This window comes from Kribbella sp. CA-245084 (assembly GCF_050942355.1).
Classification (GTDB): Bacteria; Actinomycetota; Actinomycetes; order Propionibacteriales; family Kribbellaceae; genus Kribbella.
In genome coordinates, this window is the sequence record NZ_CP192053.1 from 4,151,225 (window position 1) to 4,164,496 (window position 13,272).

15 protein-coding genes and 1 pseudogene are annotated in these 13,272 nt (G+C 66.8%); 9 read left to right on the plus strand and 7 right to left on the minus strand.

The genetic code is table 11. From position 1 onward, the window contains the following. Positions 1–26 precede the first annotated feature (26 nt). The 3 genes and pseudogenes from ACQPYH_RS19925 to ACQPYH_RS19935 all read left to right on the plus strand — a co-directional run bounded on the left by ACQPYH_RS19925 (position 27) and on the right by ACQPYH_RS19935 (position 2,158). Positions 27–431 (plus strand): DUF6326 family protein, encoded by a 405-nt coding sequence (locus ACQPYH_RS19925; RefSeq protein ID WP_432893350.1) that lies wholly within the window; start codon positions 27–29, stop codon positions 429–431. A gap of 336 nt (positions 432–767) precedes the next feature. Continuing rightward, positions 768–911 (plus strand): annotated as a pseudogene (locus ACQPYH_RS19930) (IS256 family transposase); the annotation flags it as partial. Positions 912–1,336: 425 nt separating this feature from the next. Further along, complete coding sequence (locus ACQPYH_RS19935; RefSeq protein ID WP_432893353.1) at positions 1,337–2,158, plus strand: hypothetical protein; 822 nt, start codon at positions 1,337–1,339, stop codon at positions 2,156–2,158. A gap of 454 nt (positions 2,159–2,612) precedes the next feature. Here ACQPYH_RS19935 and ACQPYH_RS19940 read toward each other — a convergent pair whose 3' ends face one another. From ACQPYH_RS19940 to ACQPYH_RS19950, 3 genes are all read right to left on the minus strand, one after another. After that, positions 2,613–3,425, minus strand: a complete 813-nt coding sequence (locus tag ACQPYH_RS19940; protein WP_432893355.1) for an LLM class flavin-dependent oxidoreductase — start codon at positions 3,423–3,425, stop codon at positions 2,613–2,615. Between the two features lie 69 nt (positions 3,426–3,494). Further along, entirely contained in the window at positions 3,495–4,445 is a 951-nt protein-coding gene (locus ACQPYH_RS19945) for an alpha/beta hydrolase (protein ID WP_432893358.1), read from the minus strand. Positions 4,446–4,583: 138 nt separating this feature from the next. Continuing rightward, positions 4,584–5,393: an alpha/beta hydrolase gene (locus ACQPYH_RS19950; RefSeq protein ID WP_432893360.1), complete on the minus strand. Its 810-nt coding sequence runs from the start codon at positions 5,391–5,393 to the stop codon at positions 4,584–4,586. Between the two features lie 211 nt (positions 5,394–5,604). Here ACQPYH_RS19950 and ACQPYH_RS19955 point away from each other — a divergent pair, with 211 nt between their 5' ends. Continuing rightward, entirely contained in the window at positions 5,605–6,582 is a 978-nt protein-coding gene (locus ACQPYH_RS19955; protein ID WP_432893362.1) for an Acg family FMN-binding oxidoreductase, read from the plus strand. Positions 6,583–6,777: 195 nt separating this feature from the next. After that, positions 6,778–7,455 (plus strand): PEP/pyruvate-binding domain-containing protein, encoded by a 678-nt coding sequence (locus ACQPYH_RS19960; RefSeq protein WP_432893365.1) that lies wholly within the window; start codon positions 6,778–6,780, stop codon positions 7,453–7,455. Here the strand turns inward: ACQPYH_RS19960 and ACQPYH_RS19965 are convergent. Together ACQPYH_RS19965 and ACQPYH_RS19970 are read right to left on the minus strand one after the other, a co-directional pair. After that, positions 7,348–7,848 carry a DUF1579 family protein gene (locus ACQPYH_RS19965; protein WP_432893368.1) on the minus strand — a complete coding sequence of 167 codons (501 nt, stop codon included), beginning with the start codon at positions 7,846–7,848 and terminating at the stop codon, positions 7,348–7,350. The two genes, ACQPYH_RS19960 and ACQPYH_RS19965, sit on opposite strands and share 108 nt — an antisense overlap. Before the next feature lie 10 nt (positions 7,849–7,858). Further along, the gene (locus tag ACQPYH_RS19970; RefSeq protein WP_432893371.1) at positions 7,859–8,725 is read right to left on the minus strand and encodes a universal stress protein; all 867 of its coding nucleotides are present in this window, start codon (positions 8,723–8,725) and stop codon (positions 7,859–7,861) included. Positions 8,726–8,987: 262 nt separating this feature from the next. On the opposite strand from ACQPYH_RS19970, the gene ACQPYH_RS19975 reads away from it, so the two are divergent. The 4 genes from ACQPYH_RS19975 to ACQPYH_RS19990 all read left to right on the plus strand — a co-directional run bounded on the left by ACQPYH_RS19975 (position 8,988) and on the right by ACQPYH_RS19990 (position 11,862). Continuing rightward, positions 8,988–9,548, plus strand: coding sequence for a hypothetical protein (locus ACQPYH_RS19975; RefSeq protein ID WP_432893374.1), 561 nt, complete (start codon positions 8,988–8,990; stop codon positions 9,546–9,548). 50 nt (positions 9,549–9,598) lie between these two features. Then, positions 9,599–10,510 carry a universal stress protein gene (locus ACQPYH_RS19980; protein WP_432893377.1) on the plus strand — a complete coding sequence of 304 codons (912 nt, stop codon included), beginning with the start codon at positions 9,599–9,601 and terminating at the stop codon, positions 10,508–10,510. Between the two features lie 14 nt (positions 10,511–10,524). Then, entirely contained in the window at positions 10,525–11,064 is a 540-nt protein-coding gene (locus tag ACQPYH_RS19985; RefSeq protein ID WP_432893380.1) for a flavodoxin family protein, read from the plus strand. Between the two features lie 144 nt (positions 11,065–11,208). Beyond that, positions 11,209–11,862 (plus strand): response regulator, encoded by a 654-nt coding sequence (locus ACQPYH_RS19990; protein ID WP_432893383.1) that lies wholly within the window; start codon positions 11,209–11,211, stop codon positions 11,860–11,862. 46 nt (positions 11,863–11,908) lie between these two features. Here the strand turns inward: ACQPYH_RS19990 and ACQPYH_RS19995 are convergent, their stop codons facing one another. Further along, entirely contained in the window at positions 11,909–12,265 is a 357-nt protein-coding gene (locus tag ACQPYH_RS19995; protein WP_432893386.1) for a hypothetical protein, read from the minus strand. Next, on the minus strand, positions 12,262–13,233 hold the full coding sequence (locus tag ACQPYH_RS20000; protein ID WP_432893389.1) for an Acg family FMN-binding oxidoreductase: 972 nt from the start codon (positions 13,231–13,233) through the stop codon (positions 12,262–12,264). Before ACQPYH_RS20000 ends, ACQPYH_RS19995 begins: the two co-directional genes overlap by 4 nt. Positions 13,234–13,272 lie beyond the last annotated feature (39 nt).

Sequence of the window (13,272 nt, forward strand, 5' to 3'; positions counted from 1 at the left end):
AGCTCGCCGCAACGTGGACAAGCTTCATGTTCCTCTACGCCTACGTGGACATTCTCAACTTCTTCACGCCCGGCGTCATCGAAGACATCCTCGACGGCAAGGTCTTCGAATTCGACCTCTCCCAGACCTTCTCGACCACGACGCTGACCCTCATGGCCATCCCGATCCTCATGGTCGTGCTGTCGATGACGCTGCCCGCCAGGGCGAACCGCAGTACGAACCTCATCGTGGCTTCGCTCTTCGTCCCCGTCACGGCATTCAATGCGCTGGGCGAGTCCTGGCTGTACTTCTACGGCCTCGGCATCGTCCTGGAATTGATCCTTCTCGCCCTCATCGTGCGGTTCGCCTGGACCTGGCCTCGCACCGCACCGTCGGCGACCATGGCGCCCAGCCCGGACCGTGAAACCGTTCGCACCCAACAGCAAGGGTGAACCAACAGCAGTCCCGTCCTATTCGGAGCCATCTGCCTCGGTGCCGCGGTGTGGCCTCCTGGAGGTGGAACACCAACCACCGGGACGTCGTGTCGGGGCCTTCCAACGGGTGACGGACTCATCCGCGTGTTCGACGTATTCACCTACGTCGCCGAACATGTCCGTCGTACCGTGCCAGATCGTCAGCATCCAAGTGTGGCCCACTTGTCGCGCAGTGGGCCCAAGCCGCAGTCGCGACGCAATGTCAGCCGATCCCCGGGCCCCGACTCTAGTTTTCAAAAGCTGAGAGTTCAGGGTCATAGGGGTCCCGGCCACTACCGCCTAGGCGGACAGTGCGGTGCCGTCCTGGCCGAACAACAGGACAAATGGGCCGACGGACGCCGCTACCTCGGCCTCGACGTCCTCCACCGCAGCCGCCTCGCCCTCACCACCCACAACCCTGAGGACAAACCCAAGACCACCGGCGCGATCAGCGCCTAACCAACACCAACGACGAATCACCAAACCTCGTAGACCACTCCACAGGACTTGCCCGTGCGCCGTTGCTCCATGCTCGGACCTGAATCGCTCCGCCCCCGGGTATCGGTCACCCTGCCCCGAGTCGGCGAGAGTCCCGTCAGGCTGGATAGCCATCGTGGCGGCACGCCACCGTCTGCGATTTGGCGGCCTTGAGGGTGGCATCGCTATACGGCAGCCCGTGTCATCCGCAGTAATTAGCGGACCCGACGTACCGCGAGTGCCATATTGCAGCATGTCGGTCCCGAGCGCAGTAATGGCCAGCGCTCATCAGACCGTCTGCCCCTTGCGGCGGCTTGCCATTGAGGGGTGGACTGTTCTCACCGCAGGTTAGCCCCCGCTGATAGGCGGCAACACGCTGGAGCGTCCATCGAATCTAAGAGGAAATCATGGCGGCTTCTCTCGGATCCCGAAAGGCTGCGTCGAGATTGGCGCTACAACCGCCTCTGGAGCGGCAGAGACTCTCGTATCGCGCCCGCCTCCTCGTGATCCTGCTCATCGTCCTCACGATCGTCGCGATCGCGATCGCAGTCGCCATGGCCCGTCGCGACCTCGACCACGACACGCTGTGGTATGAGATCGGAAAACTCGTGGCCCAGGCCGGCATCCTGACAGGGTTCGGTGCGCTCGTCTCTCTTCTGATCCATGAGTTCCAGCAGGACCAAGTGCAGGCGCGGCAGCGTGTGGACGTGGCAAGCCAACGATTGTCCAGTCGGAACGAGTGGCTCCGTGACTTCGCGGGACGTGTTACCGACGCGTACACCAACCTTAAGCAGGCACGCCGCCGTCTTCAGTGGGCCTTGTCATCAACCGCCGACGGCATGTTCATCGACACGCGTGTGTACGAGAAGCAAATGCGGAGGATCAGCGCTGTCCAAGCGGAGTTCGAGGCCCTGCTCACACAAGCTCAGACCTACTTCACGGAGGAGGGCCGTGCGGAACCAGTGGAGTCGCTCCTGAAATTCATTGAGAATCGCCTATCCGAACTCGTTTCTGAGCGGAAGAACCAGTGGGCCGGAGATTCTGTGCAACCGGCTCGGGTGTCCCTCAACGATCGAGCGTCGATGAGGAGGTTCGTCGCCGAGTCGAATGGTCCCGATTCGGACTTTGGCAAGGCGGGTGGTTTCGGGGAGATCAAAGCGAACTACAAAGCAGTCTTGGTTTGGATCATCACCGAACTCCGCGGGGCACGCCGCGCGAATGATGAGTAGTCCTCGATAAGCTTGATCACTGCCCGCCGTCGCCGCACCCTGAGCGGCGGAAAGATCATCGAATGGTCGCTCAGTGGTGGTGCCGGGTACGATGCGGATCACTCCCGCCACCTCCTACGCTGCCGCCTCTCCTGCCAGAGAATGGGCAGGCCGACGGACGTCGCCTTCCGTCGACCCCGTCCACTCGCAGTAGGCCTGACCGGCTCCAGACTGCTCGATCTCGGCGGTTGGTTGTGCATCCGATGAATGCGTGCCGGTGGAGTCGTCTTTCGATGTCGTTGGCCCAACGAGTCGGTGATAGATCGCGAGACAGGGCGCGCGATCAGATTTGTGGAGGTCCCCGAGTGCGGCGCCGTGGTGCAGTGTCAGATCGATCAGCCGTTGTCCGTCGGATTCCGGGAGTGCTCAGCCGCGAACGGCTTCAACAGGCGATGAATGGTGACCGCTTCGCTGGCTAGGTGGGTGGGCCGGTGGTGATGCGGCGGTGGAGTTCGGTTGGTGGGATCTCGGAGCCGTCCTGGAACCACCAGGTGACGCCTGCTTCTTCGTACTGTGTGGCTGTTTCGGCGTTGGGTGCGCCGGCCTCACTGGGGGACCAGATCGCGATGTCGGCGTGTGGGCGTCCGCCGGCTTTCTCGAAGTCGGCGCGGATGGTGGCTAGTTCGTCGATGGTGGGCAGCCGGAAGTCGTCGGCCTCATCCCTGATCTGCGGGAAGAGTCCGGTCGCGTCGCGCGCACCCCGTACCGGTCCGGTCCGTGGCCAGAATCCACTGGTCCAAATGGGTACGTCGCTAGCCGGCATGCGGACGTCTGTGGCGCGGTAGTACTTGCCGGCGTGCTCAACTGGGTCCCCGGCAAGGAACTTGTGCAAGAGTTCGGCCCCGTCGTCCAGCCGTTCGGCGAGTTCCTTGCGCCTGGCGGACTCACCGAACCGGGTGTAATCCCATCCAGCTCCCGTGCCGAGGCCGAGGATCAGGCGCCCGTCCGAGAGCTCCTGAAGGGTGCCGGCCTCGAGCGCCAGCTTCGCCGGGCGTCGCCGTGGCAAGGGCACAACCATCGGGCCGATGAAGATCCTGCTCGTCGCCTGAGCGATCGCGGCAAGCGCGACCCAAGGATCTGCAACCGGTGGCTCGTAGGTAGGTGCACTGAGCAGGTCCCAGACAAAGAACCCGTCCCACCCGTGCTCCTCGCTCGCTATGGCAAGATCCCGCAGCACCTTCGGGCTCCCGTACTCACCGAACGACTTCGTATAGACCCCATAGCGCATGGTGCTGACAACCTCCCCCTCCCGAACGCTATTCCCTGTGGTCACAGCAGATCGCAGCGAGCGGTCGGCTCAGGCTGTACCGAGTGCCTTGCGGAGGATCTGGATCGCCTGCTCGACGGCGCCTGTCGTGGCGGCCGTCTGACGCAGCGGGTTGAGCATCATGAAGTCGTGGATGATGCCGTTGTAGCGGACCGACGTGGTGCGTACGCCGGCCTCGGTGAGCCTTCGGGCGTATGCCTCACCCTCATCTCGGAGTACGTCGTTCTCGTCGACGATCAGGAAGGCTTCCGGCAGCCCGGCGAGTTGATCGAGGCCGGCCCGCAACGGCGAGGCCGTGATCTCGGACCTCTTGGTTTCGTCAGGTAGGTAACAGTCCCAGAACCAGGCCATGCCCTTCGCAGTGAGGAACGGGCCGTCCGCGAACTCGCGGTAGCTCTCGGTGTCTTGTGCAGCGTCGGTCACGGGGTAGTACATCGACTGGTGGACGAACGTGACGTCACCTCGCTGTTTGGCGAGAATGGCCAAGGCAGCCGTCATGTTGCCGCCGACCGACTCGCCGGCCACCGCCATCCGGCCCGCATCGAGACCCTCGGACGATCCGCTCTGGGTGATCCAGCGTGCCACCGCGTAGCCCTGCTCGATCGCGACAGGGTAGTGGACCTCGGGCGAGCGGTCGTACTCGACGAAGACAACCGCCGCGTCGGCGCCGACCGCCAACTCGCGAACCAGCCGATCATGAGTCTGCGAGTTCCCGAGGACCCATCCGCCGCCATGCATGAACAGGATGGTCGGGAGGACGCCCACGGCGTCGACGGGCTTCACGATGCGGACCCGGACATCACCGACCTCGGCCGGAACGGTGATCCATTTCTCGACGATGTCGAGCTTGCCGATCGGGGCGGCCTGAACGTCGTCGAGAACCTTGCGGGCGCCGTCGGGACCGAGTTCGTAGAGGAACGGCGGCTCCGACGTCGCGTTCGCGAACTCCTGGGCTGCCGGCTCGAGGAAGTGCTTGCTCATGTGAGATCTCGTCCTTCCGGATTTCACTCGATCGACCAATCTGATCGATCGGAAACTGCAGCGACTACCGCGGCGCACTGCTTCTCCGCAGTGCCGCGCGGAGGTCTGGCGTTGACGACGAGCGTCCGACGTCGTCGTCTAGTTGTGGCTGGAGGCCGCGCTCGTGTGGCGGATCGCCCAGTCGAGCGCGTAGTCGGCGACGGCTTCCCAGCCGGGGGCGCCGGCTGTGAAGTGAGGTCGTCCGACGAACTCCTTGTACTGCACCTCTGCTTTTGACCTGCCGAGACGTGTCGCGGCCTCTTTGCTTACCGAGGCGGGGATCGTATGGTCTTCGCTGTTCCCGATCACGAGGAGCGGAGGACGATCGTCCTTGTGGAAGTCGACCTTGTTGGCCGCGTGTGGATTGAAGTTGGCGAACGCCCCTTGGAAGGCCACCCGGCCCGGACCGGCAACGGCGTACCGCTCGTACGCCGCCTGGGCGTCGTCGTCGTTCATCGTGTTGGTGAAGGCGTAATGGAACTGCTTCGGCGTCATCGCGAAGGTCTTGTTCTTGTTGGCCGGGTTCCTGAGCACCGGGAAGATGCAGCGGAGCAACGTGAACGGTAGGCGCAAGACGCCTTTCACCGGCGCCGGCGACAAGGCAACGCCCGCCGAACCCAGGCCGCGGTCGAGCAGCAGTTCGGTCACGAGCCCGCCGGTGGAATGCCCCATGATCACCGGTTGAGTGGGCAGACGGCGGATGATCTCGTCGTAGTGATCGACGACCTCGCCGATCCCGAGCCCGTTCATGACGGAGGGGTCGGCGCGGAGTGCCTCGACCTCGCCCTCCATTCCGGGCCAGGCAGGCGCGAGCACAGTGTGGCCGCGCGCCTCGAACCGCGCCTTCCAGCCTTCCCAGCTTCGCGGAGTGAGCCACAGGCCGTGGATGAGAATGATTGTGGATGACATGACGACTCCAGGTGCTGATCACCCCAGAAACGGGCACGGTCCGCAGCCGCGCAAGGGTTGGAATCGTGCTATCGGCGACAACCGCCGATGTACCAAGGAAGTCCGGGCAGCCGCCTGATTCGTGACACGACATTCGCCCTTGGGCCTGCAGCTGTGCAGATGGGTCTTTCGGCCCTGTTCGTACGCCGCGGCCGGGAGTTGGCTCGAACGTATGGAACGAATGCAGTACGACGAGCAACTGACCGATGCCGACCGGGATGCGATGCTGCGGGCCGCGGTGGCGGCGCCGTCGATGCACAATACCCAGCCGTGGCGATTCCGGTTCGAGGGCCGGACGGCCGAGGTGTACCGGGACCGGGAACGCGAGCTGCCGGCCGAGGATCCGTCGCGACGGATGCTGTTCATCTCGCTGGGGGCGGCGATCTTCAACCTGCGAGTGGCCGCGGCGGCTCGGGGGATGGGATCGGAAGTGCGCCATCTGGTCGATCAACGGCGGCCGGACCTGGTCGCCGTCGTCGAACTCGGCGGGATACCGAACGAGCCGATGGCCGCGCTCGCGCCGTACCTGACTGAGCGGCGGACGAATCGCGAACCGTTCACCGAGCAGCGCTTGCCGGGGCAGTTGCGAGTCGAGCTCGATCTGTGTGCCGGACTCGAGGGAGCTGTGCTGCAGTGGATCGAGAAGCCGGCCCGGCGCTGGTGGTTGCGGATGGCAACGAATGAGGCGGTGACGGCCGACGACCAGAGCGCGGCCCGGACGGCCGAGCGCCGGCGCTGGGTCGGCGGCGCCCGGGACGTGGACGGCGTACCGTCGAGTGCGCTGGGCTCGCGGGTCGCCGGCGCTGATCCGCTGGTGCGCGATCTGGCGGCGACCGAGGCGGATGCGGCCCGCCCGGTGGCCGACTTCGAGCGGGAGCCGCAGCTGGCTGTGCTCGCGACGCGGTACGACGGCCCGATCGAGTGGTTGCGGGCCGGACAGGCGCTGGAGCACGTGCTGCTGGAGGCGACCGCGCGTGGTGTGTCGACCTCGCTGCTGAACCTGGCGATCGAGCACGAGGAGCTCCGCGGGCAGATCAACGACCCGCTCGGTCCGTGGCGGCGTCCGCAGGCGGTGATCCGGTTCGGCTACGGCACACCGGTCCCGCCGACGCCGCGCCGCCCCATCGGCGAGGTGCTGCTCGCCGACTGACGATGGGCCGGGTGGTCCGCAAGCTCGGGACCTACGGCCCTGACCACGACGCCACCAGGTGGGCGAATCTGTAGGTGCCGGGGAGGCGACCGGCTCACCGGAAGCGGACCGACAAAGGTGGCCACTGGCCACGAGACCCACCGTCGTCAAGACGGACCCGGTCCGGTGAGCCGCCTCCCGGCAACAGGAGGAATGATGAACATCGTCTGGCTGTCGGGCGATCTGGATCCGACGCAGGTCGGCGTGAAGAGCGCCCGCTTGGCCGAGCTCGCCGACGCGGGGATCAGGATCCCGCAGGGGTTCGCCGTGACTGCGACGGCGTACCAGGAGTTCGTTCGCGAGGCGCGGCTCGGTCCGGCGATCGCGCGGGCGATCCGGCGGTTCCGGGCCGGCCGCGACCTGGTCGTGGCGGCGGCCGAGATCCGTTCGGCCTTCCGTGATGCGGAGCTGCCGCCGGCTGTGGTCGACGACATCCTCGCGGGCTACGAGAAGCTCGGCGGCGACGGCGCCGAGGTGATCGTGCGCTGCAGTCCCGTCGATCCGGCCGACGAGGTACAAGAGGAGGTCTTCCTGCATCTGCGGACCGGTGCTGACGTGGTCGCGGCGGTACGGCGATGCTTCGCGTCGCTGTTCTCGACGGCTGCTGTCGGCCACCGCGAGGCGACCGGCGACGATCACCCACGGGCAGCGATGCCGGTGACCGTACAGACCATGGTGCCCGCCGAGATCGGCAATTCCGGCAGCGCCCGTGGCCTAGGAGACGGTTTAGCTGATCGTTGTGCAGACGTACTGTTCGACCAGCTCGAAGGGGTTGTTCTGGATGGAGACTTCGTTGCGCCAGGTCATCGTGTTGTCGTCGACGAGGTGCCATGAGAGCTGGGTGCGGATGGGTGGGCGACCGATGCTGCGGAAGGTGAGGACGTCGCCCTCGATGTTGCCGGCGAGCAGTTCGAGGTGTCCGTAGTTGTCGGCCACCGATGCGCGGTACTCACGGCTCTGAGGATCCCAGCCGGAGACCCAGTGCAGCTGCCAGTGCAGAACAAAGGTGCCGTCGGCAAGGAACTGGTCCTGCTGGTACTCACCAACGATCCACAGCCCGTCCTGGATCGCATGGTGCCGACCTTCGCCGGTCGCCGTCATCGCCGGGCTGCCGGGACCCATCGCGCCGGCCTCGATCGTGCCGGTCCACCGAACGTCGCGAAGGAAGCGCCCGAGGTGCTTCATCTCGTCACCTGCTTGTATTGGCCGCGGAACTGACTGGGTCATCGGGGGCTCCTCAGGGTTCCTGATGGTGTACGACGGCTACCGGGCAGTGTGAGTGGTAGAGCAGGCCGCGGGCTACGGATCCCATGCGGAGTTCGGAGAACGCCGTACGGCCGACTCCGCCGACCACCACGAGGTCGGCGTCCTGGGACTCGCGCGCCAGGACGAGAACAGGGTGGTCGGTGAGCCTGCGACTGCGGAGGCCGACGTCGGGGTACTTCGCGGTCCAGCCTTCGAGGGTCTGGGCCAGCAGTTCGTCGGCGGTGTCGATCCACGGCTCCCGGCTCGGGTCGACCCAGACGTTGGGGTCGGGGTAGCTCTCCCGGACCTCGACCGCGTGTACGCCGTGAACCTCCGCATCGGTCTTCTCCGCCAGTTCGAACGCGAAACGCAGCGCGTCCTGACCCTCCAGTGAGCCGTCCACGCCGACAACGATCCGCTCGTGTGCGGGCGCCGCCTGGTCCCAGGTGTCCGGGACGACGATCAGCGGGACGTCCGTGGCGAGCGCCGTACAGACCTGCGACGTGGAGCCGAGCACGAGCTCGGCGAAGCCGCCCATGCCGCGCCGGCCGACCACCAGCGCCTGGGATCGTTCGGCGAGCTGGAGCAGAACCTGGGCCGGGTGCCCGTGCCGCAGTTCGAGTGACGCGTCCCGGAAGCCGATCCGCTCGAGTTCCTGGAGCGCATCGTCGAGTACTTCGGTGCCGTCGTCCGGCTCGGTCGGTGGTGGGCCGGGAGGAACCGGACGTTCGTCGTCCATCACGTACAGCGCGTGGAGCGGCGCCATGTGCAACGTGGCGTACGACGCTGCCCAGGTGAGGGCGATCAGGCCGTCGCGGGACCCGTCGATCCCTACCAGCACGGGCAGTTCGGTGGACATGGGACCTCCCGGGGCTCGGACTCCTTGCACCTCCAGTCAAGCGCTGAGCGGGCGCCGTGGGCAGGGCCGAAGGTCCCCCGAGCGATGATGTTCGACCACCGTGACAGCCGGTCGGCTGCCGCACCGGTGGTCCGAGGGGAAGGGCAGGCAGTCCCGGGACCTCCGGGACGTTCGGTCCTGGGGTGAGGTGAGAAAGGCTCTGACGGTTGTGCTCGCGAGATCCGAGGATCGAGGTGTCGGAAACCAGTGAAAGGACGACACCATGAGCGCCACGCAGCACCGGCAGGACTTCCAGGCTCCGAGGACCGAGCCTGATGGTGATCGGCACCCGATCATCACGACCGCTGCCGGCCGTGCGATCGCCGTACTGCGGATCGCCGTCGGCCTCGAGTTCTTGTGGGCCTTCGTCGACAAGCTGTTCGGTCTCGGCTACGCGACCCCGTCCGGCAAGGGCTGGATCGACGGCGGCGACCCGACGGCCGGATTCCTCGGCAAGGGCACCAGCGGTCCGATGGCCGACTTCTACCACTCGCTGGTCGGCGACTGGTGGGTCACCCCGCTGTTCATGATCGGCCTGGCCGGCATCGGCCTGGCGCTGACCCTCGGTATCGGACTGCGGATCGCGGCCGTCAGCGGCGTGCTGCTGTACCTGCTGATGTGGTCCGCGAATCTCCCGCCGGAGACCAACCCGGTGCTCGACGATCACATCATCGGGGCCATCACTCTCGTCGTCCTCGCGCTCGTTGCCGCTGGCAACGTGTGGGGATTCGGCAAGATCTGGAACGGTCTCGCCATCGTCCGCAAGCACCCCTGGCTGCGGTGACCATCACGCAACCTTGGCCGTCGTCCCTGCGCAATCCTGAGGTGAGAGCGATGAGTGACTGGAACCGGACCGGACCTGTAGTGGTCGAAGTCGACGGAAGCGCCGAGAACCGTCGCGTAGTGGACTATGCGTCCGCCGAAGCGCTTCGGGTGGGTGCGGAGCTGGTACTCGTCGCTCCGTACTCGGCGCACGGCTCGTCCTCGCCGATGCTGCCGGGGTGTGCACCGAAGTCGCCGGCCGAGCTGGCCGACGACGCGGTGCGCGCCGCGGTAGCACATGTCCGTCACCACGACGGATACGCGACCGAGCTGGCCGCGGTCACCGAGGAAGGCTCGCGCCTGCGGGTGCTCGCTCACGCGGCGCGGAAGGCCCGGATGCTGGTGGTCGGACGATCCCGTAGCCGTGGTCCGCAGCGCCTGGTGCATACCCAGGCCAACCTGACGCTGGCCGCAAGGGCCGGCTGTCCGGTGGTCGTCGTGCCGATGTCCTGGAAGCCATGTCTGGCCGACCGGAAGGTTGCCGTCGGCATCGATGGTACGGCGTTGTCGAGCGAGGCGCTGGAGTTCGCGTTCGGCGTCGCGGCAGGCCGGGAGGGCGACCTGATCGTCGTCCACGCCGGGGTGCCGGCTGAGCGCGCCTTCTCCGACGACGATCCGGACTGCTCCTGGCTCAGCCGGGCGGACTACATGGTGTCCGAGACCCTGGCACCGTGGACCAGCCGGTTCCCGGACGTGCAGGTCACGCGATTCCTGAGCAGCCGGCAACCGGCGGCCGCACTGGTGCACGAGAGTGCAGAGGTCGGCCTGGTCGTTGTCGGCGCGCACAGTGGCCCGTTGCCGATCGACCCGGTCGCTCGGCGCTCGGTGGCTGCGATGACGTGTCCGATCGCGATCGTCCCGCACCACCTGACAGACACCGAGCGGCCGCGCAGGCACGCGCAGGCCGCCGTACCGACGCATTGATCGGAGGCAACACCATGTCCGGGACAGTTCGTGCGTTGATTGTGTACGAGTCCATGTTCGGCAACACCGAGCGGATCGCGCGGGCGATCCGCGACGGTCTGCGGCAGTACGTGCCGGCCGAGACGGTCGCCGTGAATCGGGCGCCTGTCGCCGTACCCGAGGGGGTTCGGTTGCTGGTCGTCGGGGGACCGACGCACGCGTTCTCGATGAGCCGGCTGTCCACCCGCCAGGAGGCAGTCAAGCAGGGCGATCTGGTGACGCCGATCGAGGTCGGCATCCGCGAGTGGCTGGCGGCGCTGGAACCTGCCGGACGCGCGGATGCGCTGCGGGTGGCGACGTTCGATACCCGGATCGCCAAGGTACGCCGGTTGCCGGGCTCGGCGGCGCGCTCGGCGGCCAAGGTCCTGCGCCGGATGGGGTTCCGGCTGCTGAGTACCGACAGCTTCTTCGTGAACGAGACGACCGGTCCGATCCGCGACGTCGAGATCGAGCGCGCGGAGCACTGGGGCGCGGAGCTCGGCCGGCAGCTGACCGGCTCGGCGAAGGTCGCCTGATGATGCGCTCGAGCGGACCGAGGGCTGCCGAAGGTCCCGGATGGACCGGGACTGTGGTCCCTGGCGAGTAGCGTGGTGGGGGCGAGATGCTGGGGCGAGCGCTCGACCGGGTGGGTACGGCGCGTGACTCCGAAGGGGACGGCGATGACGATCAAGGTGTTCCTGCTTGACGACCACGAGGTGGTCCGGCTGGGACTGCACCAGCTGCTCGACGCAGAGCCGGACATCGAGGTGGTCGGCGATGCTGCGACGGCTGCGGAGGCGATCGCCCGGATCCCCGCCGTACGTCCCCATGTCGCCGTCCTTGATGTGCGGCTGCCCGACGGCGACGGCATCTCGGTCTGCCGTGAGGTCCGCTCGCAGATGGACCAGCCGCCTGCCTGTCTGATGCTGACGTCGTTCTCCGACGACGAGGCGCTGTTCACCGCGATCATGGCCGGCGCGGCCGGGTACCTGCTGAAGCAGATCCATGGCCAGGCCCTCGTCGACGCCGTACGCCGTCTCGCCGCCGGCGAGTCATTGCTGGACCCGAGCATGACCGCCAAGGTCCTGGACCGGCTCCGGCACCCGGCCGAGGCCGTGGACCCGAGGTACGCGACGCTGACCGAGCAGGAACGCCGCATCCTCGCCGAGATCGCCGAAGGCAAGACCAACCGCCAGATCGCCCAGTCCCTGTTCCTGGCAGAGAAAACCGTGAAGAACTACGTCTCCTCGTTGCTACGCAAGCTCAACCTGGAACGCCGCACGGAAGCCGCCGTCTTCGCGATCGAGCACACGAAGAAGCATCCGCAGAGCTGACTCAGCCGATGAGGCGCCCGGCTGGTGACGTCGCGCCCGGCCGTGGTCACGGGACGTCTTCGAGGGTGCGGTCGAGACTGGCGGCGACTCGGGCGAGGGATCGCAGTGCGGCCACTTTCTCGGCGACCGCGAGGTACGAGTCGGGCGGATGAACCGTCCTGTACAGGTCGTCGCGGAGGACTTCGAGGGCGTCGACGAGGTGCTCGATCTCAACGACGATCACGTTGCCGTGCGGTTGCTTTGCGGCGAGTATCGGGATGATGCGCTCGCGGAAGGCGGTGATCGTGTGCAGGGCTTCGGCCAGGCGTCGTTCTTCGAGGAACCAGTCGTTGTACTGGCTGGCTTCGGCGATGTTGTCGAGGTCGGCCTCCCAGCGGTCGATCTCCTCGCGCAGTGTGGTCATGACTGCTCCTTCGGTAGGAAGTCGGCGACCGGCCGGCGGGCGGTGCCGCTGTGGGTGCGGCTGCGGCCGAATCGGATGATCATGTGGGCGTGGCCGGGTTGCTCGGTCAGGCGCTGCACCTTGTTGCGCAGCTCGTCGTACTCGAGCGGCTGGTTGAGGAATGACGCACTGACGCCGTCCCGCGTCGCGGTCAGCAGCACGCGTTCGAGGGCGGCGCCGGCGGTGACCTGGTCGGCCGGTTCGTCGAAGTCGGTGGAGAGTACGGCGAGTTCGGGGTGCTCCTCGAACCGTCGTTCGTCGCGGAGTCGATCGGCCGGGCGGGTGCCCATGTCCCGCACCGCCGCGGGATAGCTGCTCGACCGCGGTCCGAGCGCCGTGCTCGGCACACCGTCGACGGCGCGATCGCCGCCGACCCAGTGGGCGCGTTCGGCTCGCCGGTGCCAGTCGTGGACCTCGCGCAGGTCGCTCTCGAGCACCAGGTCGAGGACTCCATGAACCTCGCCGTCGCCGAGCCAGGTGAGCCGAGCGCCCTCGGCGTACGCGGCCTGCATCAGCTTGACCCGCACGTCCTCGGCCAGTGGCGTCGTGTCGGCGGGGTGGCGGTCGGTGTGGCGGTATGGGATCTGCTCGGCGAGGTCGCACAGGTCTTCGTTGCGGTTCTCGGTGGGCTCGATGACGATGCGGGCCAGCAGATCAGGTTCCTCCGGGTACGGCGCCAGCCCGAACCAGGCGCCGTACCCGAGGCTTTCGGCCGCACACCGCAGGTTGAACGCTGCGGCGCCGGCGGCAATTCGCATCGCCCGGCCGGTCGGGTCCTCAGCGGGCAGCGTGCGTGATCCGTCCAGGAAGATGTCGATCACGTGGCCCTCGACCTCGAACCGCCACGGTTGGGTGTTGTGCATACTCGGCGCGGCGATGGCCGCCGCGAGCAGGACGCTGACGTCTTCGGTCGGCAGTTGCTCGGACACGGGGTGCTCCTCCCACTGGTTCTCCTTCTTCAGGTTCGC